This is a genomic window from Bradyrhizobium sp. Kon37 (genome assembly GCF_055807535.1).
Map to the genome: position 1 here is coordinate 751,395 of NZ_JBVVOY010000002.1, position 22,326 is coordinate 773,720.

Here is a 22,326-nt window from a genome sequence, read left to right on the forward strand (position 1 = left end):
ATGACCCGACATCGCGGACGCGGCATCGCGTCGGTCAATTATCCCATCGGCATGAACCTCGGCGGCGATCCTAGCCAGGCTCTGGTTCATTCCAATCCGAGCGGCAAGTTCACCGTGGCGCTATCCTCGATCGATCTCGGCCAAGGCATGAAGTCGGTCACGCGGCAGATCTGCGCAGAGACGCTCGGCGTACCCGTCGAGGACGTCTACGTCGACACCGCCGATTCCGACACCGGCCCGCATTGCATGGGTTCGTTCGCCTCGCGCGGCACCCATCGCGTCGGCAATGCCGTGATGGCGGCGGCGCGGGAGGCGCGCGGCGTGATGATGGAGGCCGCCGCAGAGGAACTCGAGGTCAACGCCGCCGATCTCGAAACCGACGGGCGTGGCAACATCCACGTCAAAGGCGCCCCGCACCGCTCGATCTCCACCAAGGACGTCGCCATCGCGGCGCAGTTCAAACAGGGCAAGACCATCTCTGGCCGTGGCATCTTCCTGGTTCCTCTGTCCAATGTCGATCCCGAAACCGGCGAGATGTCGCCGGCGACCTGCTACGCTCATGCCTGTCTTGTCGCCGAGGTGGAGGTCGACGACGAGACCGGCGAGGTCACGATGATCCGCATGGACTCCGCCTATGAGCTCGGCCGTGCGCTCAACCCGCGCCTGGTCGAGCAACAGCTCGTCGGCGGCGCCTGGATGGGCGTCAGTCACGCGCTCTACGAGACGCCTGAGCCTTATTATCCCGATCCTGTCCACGGCCCTCGCGACTTCGTCGAATATGTGATGCCAGGTCCTGGCGACATCTGCCCGCACGACATCGCAGTGTTGGAACGCCCCGCTCCCGATGGTCCCTTCGGCGCCAAGGGCCCCGGCGAAATGTGTGCGAATCCGGTATTGCCGGCCGTTGCGAACGCCATCTTCAACGCTGTCGGCGTCCGTATCGACGATCTGCCGATTACACCGGAGAAGGTGCTGCGCGCGATCAAGGCCGAGGGCGGTGCGCGCCCTCAGGCGCGGCGCTGAGGTCGCGATGGCCGTCCGCAGCAACATCGTCGGCATCGACAGCCCCGAGGCACTGGAGAAGGCGCTTCGGGCCGCCTATTACCTCGCCGACGAGGGGCTGGCGACCGCCGCCTATCTCGGGCTGGCGCTGGGCAAGCCATTGCTGCTCGAGGGCGCGCCGGGCGTCGGCAAGACCGAGGCCGCCAAAGCCATTGCCGCCGTCCTCGGCCGCCGCCTGATCCGCCTGCAATGCTACGAAGGCATCGACGCGTCCGCCGCACTCTACGAATGGAACTATCCGCGCCAGATGCTCGCCATCCGCCAGGCCGGCGATGAGAGCATCGACATCTACGGCGAAACGTTTCTGATCGAGCGACCGATGCTGGCGACACTGCGTGCGCCTGACTCGACTGTGCTGCTGATCGACGAAATCGATCGCGCCGACCAGGAGTTCGAGGCCTTCCTGCTCGAGTTCCTATCCGACTTTCAGATCTCGATCCCGGAGCGCGGCACGGTGCGCGCCTCGGAGCGCCCGGTTGTCGTCCTGACCTCAAACCGCACCCGGGATCTTCATGAAGCGTTGCGGAGGCGGTGCGTCTATCACTGGATCGACTATCCCTCGGCGGAGCGCGAAGCGCGCATCGTGATGATGCGGGCCTCCAGCGTCGCCGAGGGGACCGCGCGCGCCGTCGTCGCGGCCGTCGAGAAGCTGCGACGCGAGCCGCTCAGCAAGGCGCCCGGGATCGCCGAGGCGGTCGACTGGGCTGAGGCCGCCACGCTGCTGCACAAGGGCGGTGCGCGATGGCCCGATGCCTTCAGGCGCTCGATCGGCGTTGCCCTGAAAGACGAGGAGGATCTGCACTTCATTTCGCCGCGCCTGGACGCCCTGCTGGCGGAGGCCTCTGCATGAGCGCCGAACCCGAACTGCCGCGCGCTGCGCGCGTCTTCGTCACCTTCGTCGGGTTGTTGCGAACGAACAGGTTTGCCGTCGCACCGGAACAGACGACCTCGTTCCTGGCCGCGATCCAGTTGCTCGGCCCCCACAGCCTGGAGGACATTCGGCAGGCAGCCCTCGCAACACTGGCCCCTCCACCGGAGCGTCGCGCAACGTTCGACCGGCTGTTCGATCTGCACTTTCGCGGAAACGAGGCCATCGAGCGCGTCGACGACGGTGAGGACGACGAGACAGTTCGTCTGCAGGAAGAGGCCCGTGGCAACGACGAGCCACTGTTGTCGGACGAGGCCAACGAGTCAGGTCTCGCAGCTGCACGCGCCGAAGCCCTGGTCGAGCGCCGCTTTGCGCAGCTCTCGACGACCGATGCGCTGCGCCGGCTTGCCCGCGAGGCGCTCAGGCGCCTGCCGAAGCGGCACGGCCATCGCCGCATGCGGGCTCGCAGCGGGCCCTACGCGGATTTGCGCCGCACCTTACGCGACTCCGTTCGCAGCGACGGCGAAATCCTCCGGCTGGGGCGTTTGAAGCGGCGGCAGCGCCCACGCAAGGTGTTGCTCCTGATTGACGTCTCCGGATCGATGAAGACCCGGACCGAAGAGAATATGAAGTTCGCGCACACGCTGGTGCAGGCGGCGCCCAACGTCGAGGTCTTCACCTTCGGCACGCGGCTGACTCGCATCACCCGCCCGTTGCATCTCAAACGCCTAGAGCAGGCGCTCAAGGCCGCAGCCTATGTGGTTAGCGACTGGGACGGCGGCACCCGAATCGGCGACGCGCTTCAGGCCTTTCTCGCCGTGCCCCGCTTCGGAGGATACGCGCGGGGCGCCGCGGTGATCATCGTCTCAGACGGCCTGGAGCGGGGCGAACCCGATGCGCTACGCGATGCGGTCGCGAAACTATCGCGCCGCGCGTGGCGCGTGAGCTGGCTGACGCCGCTCGCGTCTGGTCCCGGCTTTCGCCCGCAGACCGAAGCGCTGGTCGCGATCGAGCGCTTCGTCGACGACCTCGTCGATGGCGGATCGAGCGCCTCGATCGTCGCGCATGTGCTGGCGCTGGGACAAAGGAGAGTTGCGTGACGGACATCGTCGATGGGCACCATCATATCTGGCGTCAGGCCGACCTGCCCTGGCTGGTGGGTCCGATGCAGCCGCGCATCTTCGGTCCATACGAGCCGATCCGGCGTGATTACCCGATCGAGGAGTATCTCCGCGACCTCGACGGCAGCGGCATCACCCGCTCGGTCTATGTCCAGACCAACTGGGCCAATGACCGCTTCGAGGACGAGGCGGCTTGGGTGCAGCAGACCGCCGAGGCGCACGGCTGGCCGCATGCCATCGTGGCTTACGCCGACTTTTCAGTGGGCGACGTGCGTCCACAGCTCGACCGCCTGAAGCGCTATGCCCTGGTACGCGGTGTTCGCATGCAACTGCATTGGCACGAGAACCCGCTTTATCGCTTTGCCGCGCGGCCGGACCTCTGCACCGATCCCGTGATCCAGCGCAATATCGCCCGCCTTGCGGACTATGGCTGGAGCTTTGACCTTCAGGTGTTCACGCCGCAGATGCCGGACGCCGCACACCTTGCGGAAGCCTGCCCCAAGGTGACCTTTATTCTCCAACACGCCGGCATGCCGGAGGACCTTTCACCCTCAGGCCGCGCCGCGTGGCGCGCCGGGATGGCCCGCCTCGCAGCCTGCCCGAACGTCGTGTCGAAACTGTCGGGGCTCGGAACCTTCATCCACCGCAACGATCCCGCGCATATCGCATCCGTCCTGACCGATACGATTGCGATCTTCGGCGCCGGACGCTGCCTGTTCGGCTCGAATTTTCCGATCGAGAAATTGTGGACCAGCTACCGCGAGTTGATCGATGCATTCCGTGCCGCCGCGGCGTCGCTGCGCGATGATCAGCGCGAAGCCATTTTCAGAACCACTGCCATGCGCGTCTATCGGCTCTGAGCGCCGAGGAAACGAACAAGAACGGACATAGGGAGGGACGGAATGCCGCTGGAAATCAAGATCCTGGACTATGGCGATATCGAGCTGGAATCGAGCTTTCTGGTTCTGGGCCGCGATTGCGGCCGCACCCGCCGTGTCCTCACCCTCGGCTTCCTGATCCTCGGCGGCAAATATCCTGTCGTGGTCGATACGGGTTATCGCTCCAACCAGATCATGGAAACGCTGGGGATGCGCGGCCTGCAGTATCACGAGCACATGATCGAGAACCAGCTTGCGCGGCACGGCGTGCGGATGGGCGATGTGCGTTTCGTCTGCCACACCCATCTGCATATCGACCATGCCGGCAAGGACGATCTGTTTCCGATGAACACGACCGTCGTTCTCAACCGCCGCGAGCTCGAGTATTCCGTGTCCGGCCTGATGCATCCGCAATATCCGGCACCGGATATCAAGCACCTGATCGACCGCTTGCACACCAAGAGTGCGCTGCGCTTTCTCGACCTCGAGATCACAGGTCCCATCGAGCTGATGCCAGGCGTCTACTGCGACGCCGCGAATGCGCATACCGAGGGCTCGATGAACATTATCGTCGAAACCGCCGACGGCATCGCCACGATCTGCGGCGACGTGATCTATGATTTCAACGATCAGATCGTGACGCCCTTCAACGAGATCCACGACTGGGAGCCGCGCACCACCGGCAACCACGGTACCACCAAGCGCGCCGAGAAGGCCGCCATCAAAAAACTACTCAGCAATTCGCGCTATCTGCTGCCGGTCCACGACCGTCCCGCCAAGATCGAAGGCGGCAACGTCGTCGGCCGGCTGCACGACCAGGTCCCTGGACCGATCGTGCAATCCCTGCCCCAGCGCAACTGGTTTCCGGCCTAGACGCCAGAGGATCGACCGATGACGCACGTCACCTTGCGTTCCGAATTCGAGACCTTGATCGACCCCTACGCGCCAGTCGCGCAGATCGGCACCGGTTTTGACTTCACAGAGGGACCGATCTGGCATCCGGTCGATCATTATCTGCTGTTCTCCGACATGCCGGGCGACGTGCGCCGGCGCTGGGATGCGCGGCGCGGCGTCGCCGAGGTCAAGCGTCCCTCGAACAAGTGCAACGGCATGACCTATGACGCCGAGCTCAATCTGATCGTTTGCGAGCACGCGACATCGTCGTTGATCCGCGAGCGGCCTGACGGGCGGCGCGAGGTGCTGGCCTCGCACTTTGGGGGACAGGAGCTCAACAGCCCCAACGACGTCTGCGTGCACTCCTCCGGGGCGATCTATTTCTCGGATCCCTGGTACGGCCGCATGCCGGTCTATGGCGTCGAGCGGCCACGGCAGCTCGGCTTCCAAGGCGTTTATCGCGTGGTGCCCGGCGCCGAACCGAAGCTCGTCGTCGAGCGCAATCTGTTCGACCAGCCGAACGGGCTGTGCTTTTCGCCCGACGAGAAACTGCTCTATGTCAACGACACCGTGCAGGCACAGATCCGCGTATTCGACGTCAACGGCGACGGCTCGCTGTCGAGTGCGCGTGTGTTCGCGAGCGGCATCCGCTCCGAGTTCGAGCCCGGCTTGCCCGACGGCATGAAGTGCGACCAGCACGGCAACGTCTGGGTTACGGCACCCGGCGGGGTCTGGGTGTATTCGCCGCGGAGCGAGCTGCTCGGCAAGCTCCGCCTTCCTGAGCTTGTGGCGAACCTTACCTGGGGCGGGCCGGATTTCCGCACGCTGTACCTGACTTCGACGCACTCCGTCTATGCCATTCCCACCAAGGTCGGACCGCGCCACGAGCCCTATATGAGCGGCAAGCGAGGCGGCGGCACAGCGGCCGCCGGCGCGGCTTCCGCTGCACCCGTCCTTGCCGACGGCGAGATGCAGATCGATCCGCGACGCTGTGCCATGATCATCCAGGACCTCCAGAACGACGTCATCATGGACGGTGGCGCCTTTGCCGATTCCGGCGCGCCCGGGCATGCGCGCCAGCAGCACGTCGTCGAGAATGTCCACCGCCTGGCTGAAACCGCGCGAGCGCGCGGCGTCGCCATCATTCATGTCTGGTTCGTCGTCGAGCCCGGCGCGCCCGGCGTGACGCTGAATGCGCCGCTGTTCGAGGGTCTCGTCGACAGCAAGGCGATGGTGCGCGGAAGCTGGGGGGCGGCACCGGTGTCAGGTCTCGAACCACGGCCAGGCGATTTCGTCGTCGAGAAGGTGCGAATGAGCGCCTGGGAAGGCACCAGGCTCGAAACGATTCTGAAAGCCACCGGTCGCGATATGATCATCAACACCGGCGCCTGGACCAACATGTCGGTCGAGCACACGGCGCGGACCGGTGCCGACAAGGGCTATTTCATGATCGTCCCCGAGGATTGCTGCTCGACCATGAATGCGGATTGGCACGCTGCATCGATCAACTTCGCCATGCAGAATGTCGCCGTCGTGACCAAGGCTGATGCGGTCATCAAAGCGCTGGGATGAGCGGTGGCGAAGCTCCTGCACCTGTCCTGCTCGCCCCGCGACGACTCCTGGTCGAGCGCCGGCGCACGCGTTTTCCTCGATGGCTTTCGCCGAGCTCGGCCCGATTGGGACGTGGACGTCATGGATCTCTGGCGCGAGCGCCTGCCGGAATTTTCAGGCCCGATTGTCGAAGCCAAATATGCACGGATGAAGGCGCAAGCCTTTAGCGACGCGCAGCGGGACAGTTTCGCGGAAGCCGAGCGGATGGCGGTGCGCTTAGCGCTCGCCGAGCGGGTGCTGATTTCGACGCCGATGTGGAACTTCAGCATTCCCTATAAGCTCAAGCAATTCTTCGACGTCATCGTCCAGCCCGGGCTCACCTTTCGGTTCGACCCTTCGGTAGGGTATGTCCCGTTGCTGAAGGACCGGCCGACTATCGTCATCATTGCCAGCGGCAGCGATTTCGCCACCGGAATGAACCGCGGGCGCATCGACATGGCAACGCCTTACCTGCGCGAAATTTTGCGTTTTGTCGGTATCAACGATGTCCGTTTCATTCCAATCGGACCAACCACCGGACCGCCAGAGCCCATTGAGGCGGCCCGCGAACGAGCCCATCAACGCCTGGCAGCAATGGCCGCGAGCTTCTGATGCGCTCCGCAAGCGAGTCGAAGTTACGGCAGATTGTCCCGCAGAAAAATGTCGATGCGGATGCGCTCCTGGTCGGGGCTGATGGGCTCACCCGAACAATGCGCGAGCAGAACTCGCGCCGCAGACCGTGCCTCGTGGCCGGGATCCTGGTTGATGATGGCATCGAGCGTGCCGCGGACCAGGAAACGCCGCGTGTATTGAGTCAGCTCGTGGGCAATCCAGACTACCTCACGCGCCCGTCCCGAGGCCTCGAGCGCATCGGCGATGCCACGGTTCCCGGCGCCACAGCAGTATATGCCGCGCAGATCGGGCTGGCGCGCGAGCAGCGCCGCAGTCAGCTCCCGGGTGCGCTCGCTGTCGTCGCGGCCCTCGATCACCGGCAACGCGAGCAGGTTCGGATACTCGCTGGACAGGATCTGGTGGAAGCCGAACTGCCGCTCGGTGTGATCGCGCAGCGACAACGACCCTGCGATCACGGCAACCGTCCCCTCGCGACCGGTCAGAAACCGTCCCATCAGCGTTGCAGCGGTGCGGCCTGCCGCCGGGTTGTCGATGCCGACATAGTGCAGGCGGCGCGAGCTCGGCGCGTCCGACACGAGGGTCACCACAGCAACCCCGCGCGCGGTGAGTTCGTCGATCGCCGCGCGCACCCTGGGATGATCGAGCGCGATCACGGCGACGCCCTGATAGGCGGGCGAGAGACTTTCCAGCGCGGCGGCGAGTACGTCCGGATCGAACACGTCAACACGGAGGATATCAATGAAGCCGCGCTGGCCGGCGAGCCAGTCCGCGGTGCGCTCGACCTGCTCGGTCAGGTTGGTCATGAAGCTGTTGCTACCGGTCGGCAGCACGAAGGCAAAGCGGAACGTCTGCCCGCGGGCAAGCCGAGCGGCCGCGACGTCGGCACGATAGCCGAGCTTTGCAACCGCGGCCTCGACCCGCGCCACGGTCTTCGCGCGCACGCCCTCGCGCCGGTTGACGACGCGGTCGACGGTGGCGAGCGAAACACCCGCCGTGCGCGCGACGTCCTCGAGCGTGGCGCGAATCATTTGCTGGGTCGCCCCAGCATTCATTCGCGCGCCGCCCACAACATGCCACGGGTCATCAAAGTCCGGATCTCCGGTACGTCGAGCTCGTAAGCGCGGTGGCCGAGCGAGGAATAGAACACCCTGCCCGCGCCGTATCGCTTCTTCCAGACCACGGGCATCACCACGCCCTCGATCCAGGGCGCGTGCTCGCCGGTGAAGGTCGTCGTCGCCAACACCTCGTTGGCGGGGTCGACATGCATGTAGTACTGCTCGGAACGATGCTCGAAACTCTTCAAGCCCTTCATGATGGGATCATCCGGCTTCGTCAAGTCGACCTTGTAGTCGATGATGTTGCCGGGATGCGCAACCCACTGCCCGCCGCACAGGAATTGGTAGTCGACAGAATCGCGGAACGCGTCGCCCATGCCGCCATGATGGCCGGCGAGCCCGACGCCGCTACGGACCGCAGCGCAGAGATTGAGCGCTTCCGCCTTCTCGATTGTCGACATGGTATAGATCGGGATGATCAGCGACAGGTCGTGAATCGCGGGATCGGCGAACGCGGCGGTGGTGGTTTCGGTCCGCACCTCGAAGCCTTCCGCCTTCAGCCAGCCACGAATCATCGAAGCACAGAGATCGGGATCGTGCCCCGGCCAACCGCCCCATACAATCATTGCCTTGCGCATGTTTCTGTCCTTAGTCGATCTGTCCGGTTTCACGCCCGGCCGGCAGCATCGCCGGCCGCTCCACGCAGCTCTCGATCTTGACGCGTCGCCCTTCGTCGGCAGAGGTCTGGAACGCTTCCATCACCTCCAGCACGTGGAACGCGAGCGCACCGCTGGCACGATGCGGCCGGTTGTTCAGGATCGCGGAGGCCATGTCGGCGACGCCGATGGAACGGAACTCGCCGTCGACATGACCGTGAGTCAGCGGCACCGGCTCCCATTCGCCGCCGGTCTTCGCGACCTGCACCTCGCCGCCGAAGCGGTTCGGATCGGGCACAAGCATGCTGCCTTTGTCGCCATAGATCTCGATTGGCGCATGCCGGTGCTTGGGCACATCAAAGCTCATCGCGATCGAGACGACCGCCCCGCTCTGGAATTCGAGCGTGCCGGCGACGTGGGTCGAAACTTCGACCGGGATCAGCGTTCCGTTCATCGGCTGGCTGGTGACCAGCCGCTCGGATTTCGGACGCGCGGTCGAGCCCATCACGCTCGACACGGGGCCGAGCAGCTGCACGAGATCGGTGATGTAGTACGGACCCATGTCAAGCATAGGCCCGCCGCCGCGCAAATAGTAGAAACCCGGCGCCGGATGCCAACGCTCGTGGCCGGGGCAGCCGAAGAACGCGCTGCCGGCCTCAGGCGTGCCGATCGCGCCATCGTCGATCAGCTTGCGCGCGGTCTGGTGCCCACCACCAAGGAACGTATCGGGCGCGCAGCCGACGCGAAGACTCTTTTGCGCGGCGAGGTCCATCACCTTGCGGGCTTCCGTGACGTTGATGCCGAGCGGCTTCTCGGAATGAACGTGCTTGCCGGCGGTCAACACCGCCAGGCTGATGTCAGTGTGGGCGAGTGGCACGGTGAGATTGATGACGATCTCGACATCGTCCCGCTTGAGTAGTTGATCAACCCGCATGGCCGGCAGGCCGAAGGCGGCGCCTTGCCGCTCTGCCGCATCGCTGCGCATATCGGCGAGCGCCTTGATTTCCATGACCGGAAAGCGCTGGGCCGCCTTCAGATAAGCGGTGCTGATATTGCCGCAGCCGATGATGCCGATGCCGACTTTTCTCATTGTGATCTCCGTGAGGTACCGTTCATCCCTTGACCGCGCCGGCGGTGAGGCCTGCAACGATGTGTTTCTGCGCGAGGAGGAAGAGAATGATCGTCGGCAGGATGGTCAACGTGATGAAGGCCAGGATCAGATGCCACTCGGACGAATACTCGCCTTGATAAACCATGATACCGAGCGGCCAGGGGTAGAGCGCGTCGGTGTTGAGCATCACTAGCGGCAGCAGATAGGCGTTCCAGCTGTTGACGAAGGTGATGGTACCGACGGTCGCCAGGATCGGCCGGGATAAAGGCAACGTCACATAGCGGAAGAATTTGATATAGCTGCAGCCGTCGACCAGCGCGGCCTCCAGCAGTTCGTACGGGATGTCCTTGAAGAAACGCCGCAGCAGCAGCACGCTCATCGCAAGACTGAAGGCCGCCTGCGGCAGGGCAACGCCAAAATATGTATCGAGCAACCCGAGATCGCGCACCTTAATGAAGAGCGGCAGCACCGCCGTCGCGGCCGGAAACAGCAGGCCCAGCGTTAGGTAGCTCAGCAGCATCGAGCTGCCATAGAACCTGATATGGGCAAAGGTGAACGCGGCCATCGAGGCGATGATCAGGGTCAAGGCCACTGTGAGTGTCGAGATGATCAGCGAGTTGCGCAAGAGCTGCCAGTAGCGTGCAGAGAACAGGATATCAGCATAGTTCTGCCACTCCCAGTGACGTGGCAAGCCAAACGGATTGACGCGCAGTTCGCCGAGCGATTTGAAGCCACCGAACAAGGTCGCGAGCAGCGGCACCACCACGATGATGGCGACGACGGCGAGGAACACCATCTTGAACAGCATTGAGGGGTCGAACGGCGCGCGGATGGCCTTGGCGTTACTCATCGCGCATGAACCATCGCTTGTAGGTGAAGGCAAAGGTCACGCAGATCGCAAACAGGATCACCCCGATGGCGCTGCCGTAGCCGACCCGCATGCGCGAGATGCCGTTGTTGTAGAGGAAGCTCACCATCGTGTTCGAGGAATCTGCCGGCCCGCCGCGCGTCAAGGGCATGACGAGATCGAACAGCTGCAGCGAGCCGACGATGGCGAAGAACACGGAGAGCCTTATCGTTGGATAGAGCAAGGGGATGACCACATGCCGCAAGGCTTGCGATCGGGTCGCGCCGTCGATGCGCGCCGCCTCGACCAGGCTCTTGTCGAGGCCCTGGAGCGCTGCGATGAACAGCATCATGTGGAAGCCAAAGTACTTCCAGACGATCACGATCAGCACCGCCAGCATGGCCGTATCCGTGGAGGCAAGCAGATGCGGAGGCTCGGCGCCGAAGCTGCGCCAGATCGAAGCCACAAGGCCGTAGTCGCCGTCATAGACGAAGCTGAAGATCAGCCCGGTCGCGATCTCCGCCAGGATATAGGGCATGAAGAACAGCATGCGCAGCGCCACTGCCCCGCGAAAGCGCTCGGCGAGCATTAAGGCCAGCGTGAGCGCAAGCGGCAGCTGGATGGCGAGCGAAACAGCGATGATCAGCCCGTTGTTACGCAGCGCGAGCCAGAAGGCGCGGGTCTCGAGCACGAAGCGGTAATTGTCCAAGCCAATCCAGTTGGTCGGCCTGCCGAACCCGTTCCAGTTGAAGCCCGAATACCAGGCTGCTTCGCCGATCGGGAGCACAACGAACAACGTGAACAACAGCAGCGCCGGCGGCAGGAACAGGATGAGCACCGTCAGCCTGCCGTCCCAACTCGGGCCACGGACCGTGACCTGGGGCACCATCTCGCCAGCAGCGCCGATCGCCGACACGCTCGCGGTCCGCCGCGCCACCGTCAGTTGCCCTGCTTCCACGCCGCCTCGATCGCCTTGGCAGCCTCTTGCGGGCTCATGCTGCCGCCGGCGATTTCGGCCGTGACGTCGTTGACGACGCGGCCGACCGACGGACCCAGGCTCTGGTCATAGAAGTTCTGGTGGTAGTTCGACTTCGCCAGATTGGCGGCAATCAGCTTCATGAAGCTGTTGTTCAGCCCTGCGTCCGCGCCCTGCACCACCGGGATGATGAAGTTGCCGGCGGCAAGCCGCGTCTGCACCTCTTTGGAGACGAAGTATTTCAGGAAATCGACAGCCTCCTTCGGCGAGCCCTTCGTAATCAGCCAACCGGTGATGCCGCCGAGCGTATCGGTGGGCGCACCCTTGCCGCCGGTCACGACCGGGAAGTCGAACCAGCACATCTTGTCCTCGGTCAATCCGACCTTGTCGGCGGCGAGAGCGCGCTGCAGATGATAGACCGTGCTGATCGCGAGCGTCATCGCCGCCTTGCCGTCCCCGAAATAGCCGACCGCCTGCGGGTTCTTGAAACCGAGGAAGCCATTCTGGAACGGCTGGAGATCCACGAGCTGCTTGAACAGCTCGCCGGATTTCTGGAAGGTTTCCCCGGCAAAGCCGCCGTTCTCGCCGCGCAGCGCCGCATCGAACGCCGCCTTGCCGCCGATGCGCACCGCAAGATGCGTCCAGTAGAAGTGCAGCGGCCATTTGTCGGCGCCGCCGACCACGATCGGGGTCACGCCGGCGGATTTCAACGCCTTCACGGCAGCAAGCAGATCGTCCCAGCTCTTGATCCCGGCAGGATCGACCTTCGCCTTGGCCATTAGCTCCTTGTTGCAGAGGAAGCCGACCTGCGAGAGCGCCGTGGGCAGACCATAAACCCGGCCGTTGCTGGTGAAGGCGGCGAGTGCCGCGGGTGTGAGATTGTCGCTGTAACCCTTCACAGAATCGGTGATGTCGTCGAGCACGCCGGCCTCGATCTGCGTCTTCAGGACACCGCCGGCCCAACTGTAGATGATATTGGGCCGATCTTTGGATTGCAGGATGGTCGGCAGCTTGGCCTTGTAGGCCTCGTTCTCGAGGAACTGCATCTCGACCTTGACGCCCGGATGCGACCCCTCATAGGCACGCGCGACCTCCTCCCAGATTTTGACCTGGGCCGGGTTGGCCTCGATGTGCAGCCATTTCACCGTCGTATCGGCCGCAGCGAGTTTCGCTCCGAACAGGCATGCGACAACGGCCAGTCCCAGTTTCCCGAGCAGTCTCATCACATTCCTCCCAACGGCTCTTATTCTTGGTGCAATCCTGCCTTCGATTTTTGAGGTACGCAACTGAAATTCTGATCTATGCACCTCACGAAGGAGATCGCTAAGGTGCGCGGGAGAGTCGGGCGGCGCGTCGCGCTGCCCCAACGCAAATCGAGGGATATCCATGACTGCCGTTTATTCCGACCTCGCCGGCAAGGTCGTTCTCGTCACCGGGGGCGCATCCGGAATTGGCGCTGCGATCGTGCGGCGCTTCGCCCAGCAGAAATCCAATGTCGTGTTCTTCGACATCAAAGTCGACGAGGGCCAATCCCTGGCACGCGAGCTGTCGGATCAAGGTCTTAGCGCGCGTTTCATGCGTGTCGACTTGACCGATATCGCCGCGTTACGTGCCGGCGTCGCGGAGGCGCGCAACATGCACGGCGCAATCAACATCCTCGTCAACAATGCCGCGCATGACGAGCGGCACAGCACCGAGGAAATGACACCCGAATATTGGGACAACCGTGTCGCGGTCAACTTGAAGCACCAGTTCTTTGCTGCGCAGGCCGTGTTGCCGGACATGAAGGCGGCGAACGCCGGCGCCATCATCAATTTCGGCTCGGTGTCGTGGATCGCCGGACAAGGCGGCATGGCCGCCTACACCGCCAGCAAATCAGGCGTGATCGGTCTCACGCGCTCCCTGGCGCGCGATTACGGCGCCTACAACATCCGCGTGAACGCAATCGCGCCGGGATGGATCATGACCGAGCGCCAGCTCGATAAATGGATGACGCCACAGGGCGAGGTCGAGCTGATGCAACGACAATGCCTGAAGCGCAAGCTCGTGCCGGACGAGGTCGCGAAGTTCACCATCTTCCTCGCTTCCGACGAGGCCTCCGCCTGCACAGCTCAGCACTACATCGTCGATGGCGGCTGGGTCTGAGGCGAACCAGCCTGGATCGTGCAATCGCTGGCGAACGGCTCGAACCTCGTCAACCAAGCTCCTGCCGAACCTTGGCCGCCGCATCGCACATCGCCTTCAATTTCCCGAACGCGACGGCGCGTGGCATGTATTTCATGCCGCAATCGGGCGCCGGAACGAGACGATCGGGCGACACATATTTCAGGCCATTGCGAATGCGGTCGGCGACCGTGTCGACGCTCTCGATCTGGGGGTCTGCGAGGTCGAGCACGCCAAGCATGATTTTCTTTGAGGAGAGGTCCTTCAGAACACCGAGATCGAGTTTTGGCTGCGCCGCCTCGATCGAGATCTGGTCGGCAGTCGTATCGTCGAGCTCGGCGAGGAACGAATAGCCGGCCGGCTTGTTCGAGCCTGGCACGACCGCCGCGTAGCCGAAACAGAGATGCACGACGGTCGGCACCGTGATGCCCTCCAACGCGCGGTTGATCGCCTTTACGGCGTAGCGTTTGGCGGACTCCGGATTGTTCCGCACCCAAGGCTCGTCGAGTTGGATCACGTCTGCGCCTGCTCTTTGCAGATCGAGCGCTTCGGCATTGACGGCCTCCGCCAAGGCCATCGCGAGCTCTTCGTCGTCCTTGTAGAACTCGTTCTTGGCCTGCTGGCTCATGGTGAACGGACCCGGCAGGGTGATCTTCGCTGCACGATCGGTATTCCTGCGCAGGAACTGCATGTCGTGCAGCTCGACCGGTCCCTTGCGTTTCACCGGGCCGACGACGCGCGGCACCGGGGTCTGGGTGTTACCGGTGCGCGCAACGATTATCGCGGGATTGTCTCCGTCGATCCCGTCGAGCGCCGTGGCGAAGCGGTTGGAGTAGCTCTCGCGGCGGATTTCGCCATCGGTCACGATGTCGATGCCGGCGCGCTCCATGTCGCGGATCGCGACGATCGTCGCATCGTCCTGGGCCTCCTCCAGATGTTCCGCTGGCAGCCGCCACATGTCGTGCAGGCGCGTGCGCGGCACCACCTTCGACGGCATGGCGCGATTCACCAGCCATTCCGGCTGCGGATAACTTCCGACCACCGTGGTCGGGAGGATATGCGTTGGCGTCGGCATGAGGGTCTCCTTCTTCTTGTTATCGAGCGCAGCCAATCAGGCTGCCCGCGTCGCCTTAGCCGGCACTTCGTCCTTGACGGGATTGCGGAGAATCCCGATCCCGGAAATCTCGATCTCCACGACGTCGCCGCCCTTCATCCACAGCGGCGGATTGCGATAAGCGCCGACACCGCCTGTCGTACCTGTGACGATGACGTCACCTGGCGCGAGCTCGGTGAAGGTCGAGCAGTAAGCAATCAGCGCCGGCACGTCGAAGACGAGATCGGAGATCGGGGCCTTCTGTACCTCGACGCCGTTGAGCCGGGTAATCAAGGTCTGTTTGCTGACGTCGGTCAATTCGTCGGTCGTGACCATCCATGGCCCAAAGCCGCCTGTGCCGGCGAAATTCTTGCCGGGCGCGAATTGCGAGGTGTGGCGCTGCCAGTCGCGGATGCTGCCGTCATTGTAGCAGGCATAACCGGCGACATGGCTCAACGCGGCTTCGCGCGAGATGCGGCGGCCGGCCTTGCCGATGACAACCGCCATCTCGCCCTCATAGTCGAATCGCTCGGATTCGAGCGGCCGGATCATCGGCTGGCCATGTCCGACCTGGCTGTTGGCGAAGCGGGTGAAGATCATCGGGTGTGGCGGAGTGGGATGGCCGCTCTCGGCGAGATGCGAGGCGTAGTTGACGCCGATGCAGAAAATCTTGTCGGGATCGGGGACCGTCGGCAGCAGCGTGACATCCTGCAGCGCGTAGTCGGGCTTCTCGCCGGCAAGCTTCTTCAGTTCGTCGAGCGATCCCTTGGCAAGCAGCATCTTCAGCGTCGGATAGGCCTTGAGACGCTTGCTGGCATCGATGACGCCGTTGTCTGTGACAATGCCAAAGCTCGCGGTGCCGGCGATCGTGAAACTTGCGATTTTCATCAGTCAAATGCTCTCTTCGATGGAGGAAACATAGTCGTTGATCGGGAGTGCGATCGCGCCGTTGCGGATCGGAACGCATTGCGGTGGGAAATCCTGGCGGAAGCGGGCACCGGCCGCCTCCGCGCGGTCGAGGAACTGCTCCAGATGGTCCATCGCACCGGTTGGAAGATCGTGCAGGACCATCAGCGTCCAGAGCTGCCGGCTGCACTGGACAGCGGCGCGCTCGCTCCAGCCGTCGGGATCGTCCCAGTCGCGGGGGATCGCATTCCAGAGCACGCAGCTGTGCTTGTTGCGGGTGAGATAGTCGACGACGGATGGTTTCAGCAGCCGCGTATCAAGATTGCCGCCGCCACCGAACGGCCGGAACCAGCGCTGCGGATGGGCGAGATCACCGATCGCGGCCTGCGTGCGGCCAATTTCGCTCTTTGCTGTATCGCGATCCGGCTGCTCACCGAGCGGGATGCTGTGGGTGAAGGTGTGATTGCCAATCCAGTGCCCCTCCCCGTGCGCACGCATCGCAAGGCGATGTCGCGCTGGATCGGCGAGCTTCTCGCCGATGACGAAGAACGTGGACTTGATGCCGCGCTCTCCGAGAATGTCGAGCACGCGCGGGGTCACGTTGGGATCGGGGCCGTTGTCGAATGTCAAGGTCAGATCGAACACGCGGAGTTTCCTCAGGTCGCCGGCTGCATCGCGCCCGATGCGATGTCATCGTTGGCCTGACCAGCGCGCGTGCCGGTCTGCCAGATCGCCGCCTTGCGCTCGATCCCCCGGATCGCGGCATTGAAGGCGATCGCCATGAACAGCACGAGGAGGACGCCGGCGAACACGTGCGGACTGTCGAGGATCGTGCGGTAGCGGGAGATCAGATAACCGATGCCGGCCGAGGAAATCAGCATCTCCGAGACGACGACGCCAACGATGACCAGCGCGCCTCCCACGCGGAGCCCCGACAGCACGGTCGGAATCGCCGCGGGAATGATGACGCGAACCAACCGCTGGCTCAGCGTGGCGCCCATGCTGCGTGCCGCGAGCAGCAGCTGAGGGTCGATGGTCTGGATGCCGGCGGCGGTGGCCAGCATCGTTGGCAGGAAACCGTAAATCGAGGCGAAGGCGATCTTGGATTCCGAGCCGATGCCGAGCCACACTGTGAAGACGGGATAGAGGATCACGAGCGGCACCGCATAGAGGCTCGACACCATCGGCATGATCAGGACGCGCGGACGCGGCAGGCTGCCGACGATAGCGCCGAGCAGGATGCCGCCGCCGCAGGCGAAGGCCATGGAGACCACGACCTCGTAAAGCGTCACCGCGAGCGCATGACCGTATTCGGGTGCCTCGGTCCATCCGGCCATCAGCGTTGACGACAGCGACGGCAGGAACAGCTCGGGAATGAGACCGGTGCGCGGCAGCAGCTCCCACAGCGCAATCATGCCGATCACGATCAGATGTCGCAGTGTCTTGGCACTTATCTTCGGGGTAATCTTCTTCGCAGTCATCTCGGCGCTCATCTCCGCCTCACGCCGATTTGCGGATATGCCGCCAGATGCGGTCGCGCAAACTCCCGAAGGCATCGCCGCTCAGCATCTCGTAGGTGCGGGGCCGCGGCAGCTGGACCTGGAGATGATCGACGATGCGGCCGGGCCGCGCCGACATCACGATCACCTCGTCGGCGAGATAGACCGCTTCGGTGAGGCTGTGCGTGACGAAGACCACGGTCTTGCCGGTCGCCGCCCAGATGCGCAGAAGCTCGTCACCCATGGTCATGCGGGTCTGCTCGTCGAGCGCAGCAAACGGCTCGTCCATCAGCAGCACCGGCGGGTCCTGCACCAGCCCGCGCGCGATCGAGACGCGCTGCTTCATGCCGCCCGAGAGCTCGTGCGGATGGCGCCTGCCGAATCCGTCGAGGCCGACCAGCGTGAGCGCATCCTGCGCCTTGGCGCGGCGCTCCGCCTTGGGCACGCCACGCAGGGCCAGCGGAAACTCGACATTGTCTTCGGCCGTCAGCCAGGGAAACAGGCTCGCCTCCTGGAACACCACGCCGACCCTGTCCGGATCGGGCTGCGGAATCGGCGCGCCATTGATCGTGATCGTGCCCGAGGTCTGCTGGCGTAGGCCCGCCATCATCATCAGAAGGGTCGACTTGCCGCAACCGCTCGGGCCGACCAGCACGACGAAGCGGCCCGGCTTGATATCGAGCGAAACGTCTTCCAGGGCGACCACGTCCTGAGACCTGGTCTTGAAGACCTGGCCGACATTCTTCACCTCGATCGCGCCGGCGCGCGCGGGAGGCTTCAACGGGGTCACGTTCGCCAATGGCTGCATCGCGTTTCCACCCACCTGACAAGTTCGTTGAAGGTCATGGCGATCGCGGCGACCATCACGACGCCGGCGAGGAGCTGCTTCATCTGGAAGTTCTCGCCCCAGGTCGCGATCTGGTGGCCGATGCCGTCGCGCGAGGCGTACATCTCGGCAAGGATCACGCCGGTGAGGTTGAAGATCATGGAGATCCGCAGGGCCTCCAGCAGCACCGGCAGCATGCTCGGCAGATAGACCCGCAACGCGGTCTGCATCGGAGTTGCACCATAGGAGCGCGCCACCGTGAGATGCTCGACCTTGACCGACTCCACCGCAGTGGTCGTCGACATGATCACGATGAAGATCGTGGAGAAGAAGCCAAAGCCGACCTTCTGGGCGAAGCCGACGCCGAATACGAGGATGAACATCGGCAGGAAGATCGACTTCGGGATGCTGAAGGCAAAGAACAGCAGCGGCTTGGCCACGTCGGCGAAGTAGCGGTTCTCCGCAACCAGGAAGCCGATCACGGCGCCGAAGGGGACGGCTAGCGCGAACGCAGCCAGCACTTCGGTCGCCGTCACCATCAGGTCTTTCCGCACGGCCGCGCGCTGCAGGAGGTCGCCTAGCGTCGCAAACGTGTCGGACGCCGAGGGCAGCAGGCGCGGATTGACGATGCCGGTGCGCGACAGCAACTCCCATAGCGCCAGGACCGCGATGACGATCGCGATCCGTGCGAGCTTGATGGCGAGCGAGTTCTGCATCGTTACGGCTTGGTTGGAACCGGCTTGAACCTGGTCGAGATGACGTCTTCGACCGGCACGATGTCCTTGAGCCCGCCGAGCTTGGCGAGGTCCAGCGACAGCTGCACGGCCGCGTTCACGTCAGGCGTGCCCATGTCGCCGCTGGTCTCGAGCTTCATGATCGTGTTGTCGTATTCCAGGGCGGCGATCTCGGCCGGCATTTCGTAGAGCTCGGCGATCAGCTTGACGGTCACGTCGCGATTGGCGCGCATGAACGCAACCGCGCCATAGAGGGCGTTCACCGCCTTCTGAACCAGCTGAGGCTTTGTCTCCGCCAATTTGTCGAGCACGATCCAGCCTGCCGTGAGGTTCGGCGGCACCGCCGTGGCGTAATCGAGGATCGACTTGGCTTCGCCCGACTTCGCGATCTGGAAGCTCAGCGGCGAATAGACCACGGCGGCCTCGACGTTGCCTGCCAGGAGGTTCGGCACCAGACCGCCGCCACCAACCGGGACGCGCGTGAAATCAATCTTCTTGTCCTGGAGTGTCCACAGTGCGAGCAGGTCGGAACCGGAGCCGGCGGCGGTGATCGCGACCTTCTTGCCGTTGAGGCCCTTGACGTCGAGCGTCGACTTGGCCGGGACCATCAACTGCCAGCCAAAATTTCCCATCGCGGCATTGGCCACGATCCGTGACATCACACCCTTCTTGCGTCCCGCGGAGACCAGCGAGGGCGGATCGAGGATGATATCGGCCGCGCCCGCAGCCATGCCTTCGAACGTCTCTGCACCGCTGCGGTAGATTGTCAGCTCGGCCTGGATGCCTTCCTTCTCGAACAATTTCTGCCGCACGGCCGTCTCGGCGATCGTCGTCGGCCAGTAGGTCTTGGTCGGCAGGCCGACGCGGATAGTTTCGGCGGCGGCGGCAGGGCCGGCGAGCACGCCGGCTGCGAAGAGCGACGCCAATAGCGCCTTGCGGCGAGTTGTTTTCATGATCTGTTTCCTCCCGGTCTCTGTTTTTCTTTGCCGGATTTTTCCGGATCGTCAGTTCGCGCCGTTCACCTCCGCAATGCGAGGCGCGGCGAGCTCGACAAACTCTTTGGTGATGCCGAAGTGCTTTGCCAAGGCGCGAACCGCCGCATCCGCGTCACGTTTGACGACGGCAGCGACGATCGATTTGTGTTCCGCCTCGACGTCGCGCGGCTTGCCGACCTCCCTGCGGATCGAGAGGCGGCGATATCGCTCGCTTTGTTCGTGCAGCACGTCGCGGAAGCCGAGCAGCCACGGTGAGCCGCAGGCATTGACCAGTGCACGATGGAAGATGCGGTGGCGGACCACCCACTCCTCATAATGCACCGTCGGATCGTCGGGATAGCGATAGGGAACGACCTTCAGGTCCGCCCAGGCGGATTTCACCGAGGCAAGCCAGGCATCGTCGCCCCGCTCGATCGAGCGACGGAGCGCAAGGCCCTCGATGTCGATCCGGGTCTGCGTCACGTCGGCGAGATCGGCGAGCGACACCGGGCTCACCCGGAAGCCACGCTGGTCGGACGCCAGCACGAGCCCGTCGGCGACCAGTCGGGAAAGTGCCTCACGTACGGCGGCGAGGCTCACGGAAAACTGCTTGGCGAGGCCGGCGATATGCAGCTTCTGGCCCGGAAGCAGCCGCGTCGCCAGGATGTCGGCGCGCAAGCGCTCGTGCAATGCCGATGTCAGGCTGCGCGGACCATCCCCGGGGCTTCCGGTCATATGAAACTGAAGCGGACCCATGGGTCGAATGATGACAAGGCAACGCGGAGGGGTCAATAGAAAATCGAAAATCGATTTTTCTGGCCGAAATTGTCTCACGCCCTGTCGGACGCCCCGGCAAATGCAGCGGCTTCATCCGCGATCAGCCATCCCTGGAGCCCAAAACGGACCACCGGATCAGATGGGCGCAGGCATGGTGTCCCCCGCCCACTGCGCTCGTACAAAGCGGATTGGCGCGCCGCTACTTTGCCAGGCGGAACTTCCCGCCTTCGACCTTGATCAGAAAGGCCGAGCGCTCATCATAGCCGTTGTGATCGGCCTTGCTCATGTTCGACAGCCCATTGTTGAGATAGATGTTCTGCCCTCGCTCAAGTGCGTCCCGCAGAGCCGCGCGAAATTCGGTTGTGCCAGGCTTTGCCGTCTTCAGCGCATCCGGCGCGGCTTTTCCGATCAGCGCGACGACATCCCAGAGGTGAGCAGCAAACATGTTGGGCTTTTGCCCGTTCGCCGCTTCATACGCGGTCACGAACTCCTCCGTCGAGCGACGGAACGGATCTCCCGTGGGAAGATCGGCGGCAATGGTAAAAGCCTCGCCCGCGAATACCGCACCTTCGACGTTCGCGCCACCGAGCTTGATGAACTCCTCACTGGCCACGCCATGTGTCTGAAATATCTTGCCGGCGTATCCGCGCTCGCGGAGCGCCTGCTGCGGCAGGACCGCCGGAGTTCCTGCGGACGCGATGAAGACGGCATCGGGATTGGTCGACATCACCTTCAGCGCCTGACCCGTGACGCTGGTGTCGGCGCGTGCATAGACCTCGTGTGTGGTCACGGTCAGGCCCAGCGCGGGCGCGAGGCGGCTCACCTCCTTGTAGTAGCCCTCGCCGTAGCCATCCGAAACACCGATATAGCCGAGCGTCTTTACCCCTGATGTCGCGATATGCTTGAGGATGGCGGCCGCCATGAGGTCGTCATTGGGAACGACCTTGAAAGCCCAGGCGCGCTTCTCATCCATCGGTTGGACGATGGCGGTAGCGGCAGCGAGCGACAGCAGCGGCGTCTTCGATTCGAGCGCGACATCCAGCATCGGCATGGTCACCGGCGTCAGAGAGGAGCCGACCAGCACGTCGACCTTGTCCTGGATCACCAGCCGGCGTGCGTTCTGGACTCCTTTGGTCGAATCCGACTCGTCGTCCAGGACGATATAGGTGACCTTCTCTCCACCGATCTCTTTCGGAAGAGCTGCAACCGTCTTGAGCTGCGGTTGGCCCAGTGCGGATCCCGGGCCGCTTGCCGAAATCACGATTCCAATTTTGATGTCCGCGTGAGCAGCATGTCCATAAAGGACGCATGCCACAAGAAGCGAGGCTCGCGCGAAACCGATCTTCATGTCCTGTTCCTCCCTGTCCGCTTTGATGGCTCCGCCGGGTACATCGGGCGCCCCGGCTCGGCTTGCAGTATTCCCCAGGAGGCGCCGTCGCTGCCCAGAAGGCGTCCCGCGGTCCCGAGCAACCAGGCGGATCATGCTAAGCGGATCGCAGCAACGAGTCTGTCCCTAGCGTTAGGGACAAGAAGTAGGCGGACGCACCGCCGCATCCTCGCGGCGCAAATCGCCCGAGCTTTGCTTCGTCACGTCACCCTCAAATCCAAGAGGGCGCAGGGAAGGCCGGGTGCCGGCTGGCACCCGCGGTCCGCTGCGCGAAAA

23 protein-coding genes are annotated in these 22,326 nt (G+C 63.7%); 8 read left to right on the forward strand and 15 right to left on the reverse strand.

Annotated features, from left to right (window positions below):
* From AC0L3J_RS07910 to AC0L3J_RS07940, 7 genes are read left to right on the forward strand one after another with little or no spacing between them, the layout of a single operon-like run.
* Positions 1-1,023, forward strand: coding sequence for a xanthine dehydrogenase family protein molybdopterin-binding subunit (locus tag AC0L3J_RS07910; protein WP_007593027.1), 1,023 nt, complete (start codon positions 1-3; stop codon positions 1,021-1,023).
* Between the two features lie 7 nt (positions 1,024-1,030).
* A complete protein-coding gene (locus AC0L3J_RS07915) occupies positions 1,031-1,912 on the forward strand; it encodes an AAA family ATPase (RefSeq protein WP_027569309.1) in 882 nt (293 codons plus the stop codon).
* Entirely contained in the window at positions 1,909-3,030 is a 1,122-nt protein-coding gene (locus tag AC0L3J_RS07920; protein ID WP_473346733.1) for a vWA domain-containing protein, read from the forward strand. Before AC0L3J_RS07915 ends, AC0L3J_RS07920 begins: the two co-directional genes overlap by 4 nt.
* Positions 3,027-3,911, forward strand: a complete 885-nt coding sequence (locus AC0L3J_RS07925; RefSeq protein ID WP_473346734.1) for an amidohydrolase family protein — start codon at positions 3,027-3,029, stop codon at positions 3,909-3,911. Before AC0L3J_RS07920 ends, AC0L3J_RS07925 begins: the two co-directional genes overlap by 4 nt.
* Positions 3,912-3,953: 42 nt before the next feature.
* Positions 3,954-4,802: an MBL fold metallo-hydrolase gene (locus tag AC0L3J_RS07930; RefSeq protein WP_473346735.1), complete on the forward strand. Its 849-nt coding sequence runs from the start codon at positions 3,954-3,956 to the stop codon at positions 4,800-4,802.
* 18 nt (positions 4,803-4,820) lie between these two features.
* Positions 4,821-6,395, forward strand: coding sequence for an isochorismatase family protein (locus AC0L3J_RS07935; protein ID WP_473346736.1), 1,575 nt, complete (start codon positions 4,821-4,823; stop codon positions 6,393-6,395).
* A gap of 3 nt (positions 6,396-6,398) precedes the next feature.
* Complete coding sequence (locus AC0L3J_RS07940; protein ID WP_473346737.1) at positions 6,399-7,025, forward strand: FMN-dependent NADH-azoreductase; 627 nt, start codon at positions 6,399-6,401, stop codon at positions 7,023-7,025.
* Positions 7,026-7,048: 23 nt separating this feature from the next.
* On the opposite strand, the gene AC0L3J_RS07945 is transcribed toward AC0L3J_RS07940, so the two are convergent.
* Genes AC0L3J_RS07945 through AC0L3J_RS07970 form a run of 6 tightly spaced genes read right to left on the reverse strand, consistent with a single transcriptional unit; the run spans position 7,049 to position 12,914 of the window.
* Entirely contained in the window at positions 7,049-8,098 is a 1,050-nt protein-coding gene (locus AC0L3J_RS07945) for a LacI family DNA-binding transcriptional regulator (protein WP_473346738.1), read from the reverse strand.
* Complete coding sequence (locus AC0L3J_RS07950; RefSeq protein WP_027517159.1) at positions 8,095-8,739, reverse strand: ThuA domain-containing protein; 645 nt, start codon at positions 8,737-8,739, stop codon at positions 8,095-8,097. The genes AC0L3J_RS07945 and AC0L3J_RS07950 overlap by 4 nt, the downstream gene beginning before the upstream one ends.
* A gap of 10 nt (positions 8,740-8,749) precedes the next feature.
* Positions 8,750-9,847: a Gfo/Idh/MocA family protein gene (locus AC0L3J_RS07955; protein ID WP_473346739.1), complete on the reverse strand. Its 1,098-nt coding sequence runs from the start codon at positions 9,845-9,847 to the stop codon at positions 8,750-8,752.
* Positions 9,848-9,869: 22 nt separating this feature from the next.
* A complete protein-coding gene (locus AC0L3J_RS07960; protein WP_456764968.1) occupies positions 9,870-10,718 on the reverse strand; it encodes a carbohydrate ABC transporter permease in 849 nt (282 codons plus the stop codon).
* On the reverse strand, positions 10,711-11,652 hold the full coding sequence (locus AC0L3J_RS07965) for a carbohydrate ABC transporter permease (RefSeq protein WP_456769661.1): 942 nt from the start codon (positions 11,650-11,652) through the stop codon (positions 10,711-10,713). The genes AC0L3J_RS07960 and AC0L3J_RS07965 overlap by 8 nt, the downstream gene beginning before the upstream one ends.
* A 2-nt stretch (positions 11,653-11,654) precedes the next feature.
* Entirely contained in the window at positions 11,655-12,914 is a 1,260-nt protein-coding gene (locus AC0L3J_RS07970) for an extracellular solute-binding protein (RefSeq protein WP_456764969.1), read from the reverse strand.
* Positions 12,915-13,077: 163 nt separating this feature from the next.
* On the opposite strand from AC0L3J_RS07970, the gene AC0L3J_RS07975 reads away from it, so the two are divergent.
* A complete protein-coding gene (locus AC0L3J_RS07975; protein ID WP_456764970.1) occupies positions 13,078-13,836 on the forward strand; it encodes an SDR family NAD(P)-dependent oxidoreductase in 759 nt (252 codons plus the stop codon).
* A gap of 49 nt (positions 13,837-13,885) precedes the next feature.
* Here AC0L3J_RS07975 and AC0L3J_RS07980 read toward each other — a convergent pair whose 3' ends face one another.
* The 9 genes from AC0L3J_RS07980 to AC0L3J_RS08020 form a co-directional block, all read right to left on the reverse strand.
* Positions 13,886-14,929 (reverse strand): uroporphyrinogen decarboxylase family protein, encoded by a 1,044-nt coding sequence (locus AC0L3J_RS07980; RefSeq protein ID WP_473346740.1) that lies wholly within the window; start codon positions 14,927-14,929, stop codon positions 13,886-13,888.
* A gap of 36 nt (positions 14,930-14,965) precedes the next feature.
* Positions 14,966-15,835, reverse strand: a complete 870-nt coding sequence (locus AC0L3J_RS07985) for a fumarylacetoacetate hydrolase family protein (RefSeq protein WP_456764972.1) — start codon at positions 15,833-15,835, stop codon at positions 14,966-14,968.
* 3 nt (positions 15,836-15,838) lie between these two features.
* Positions 15,839-16,498: a polysaccharide deacetylase family protein gene (locus AC0L3J_RS07990; protein ID WP_456764973.1), complete on the reverse strand. Its 660-nt coding sequence runs from the start codon at positions 16,496-16,498 to the stop codon at positions 15,839-15,841.
* An 11-nt stretch (positions 16,499-16,509) separates the two neighbouring features.
* Complete coding sequence (locus AC0L3J_RS07995) at positions 16,510-17,346, reverse strand: ABC transporter permease (RefSeq protein ID WP_456764974.1); 837 nt, start codon at positions 17,344-17,346, stop codon at positions 16,510-16,512.
* A gap of 7 nt (positions 17,347-17,353) precedes the next feature.
* Positions 17,354-18,160, reverse strand: coding sequence for an ABC transporter ATP-binding protein (locus AC0L3J_RS08000; protein ID WP_456764975.1), 807 nt, complete (start codon positions 18,158-18,160; stop codon positions 17,354-17,356).
* The gene (locus tag AC0L3J_RS08005; protein WP_027517148.1) at positions 18,139-18,894 is read right to left on the reverse strand and encodes an ABC transporter permease; all 756 of its coding nucleotides are present in this window, start codon (positions 18,892-18,894) and stop codon (positions 18,139-18,141) included. Before AC0L3J_RS08005 ends, AC0L3J_RS08000 begins: the two co-directional genes overlap by 22 nt.
* Positions 18,895-18,896: 2 nt before the next feature.
* Positions 18,897-19,865 carry an ABC transporter substrate-binding protein gene (locus tag AC0L3J_RS08010; protein ID WP_456764976.1) on the reverse strand — a complete coding sequence of 323 codons (969 nt, stop codon included), beginning with the start codon at positions 19,863-19,865 and terminating at the stop codon, positions 18,897-18,899.
* Between the two features lie 51 nt (positions 19,866-19,916).
* Positions 19,917-20,621 carry a GntR family transcriptional regulator gene (locus AC0L3J_RS08015; RefSeq protein ID WP_473346741.1) on the reverse strand — a complete coding sequence of 235 codons (705 nt, stop codon included), beginning with the start codon at positions 20,619-20,621 and terminating at the stop codon, positions 19,917-19,919.
* Between the two features lie 241 nt (positions 20,622-20,862).
* Complete coding sequence (locus AC0L3J_RS08020; RefSeq protein ID WP_027569289.1) at positions 20,863-22,011, reverse strand: ABC transporter substrate-binding protein; 1,149 nt, start codon at positions 22,009-22,011, stop codon at positions 20,863-20,865.
* Between the last annotated feature and the right edge of the window lie 315 nt (positions 22,012-22,326).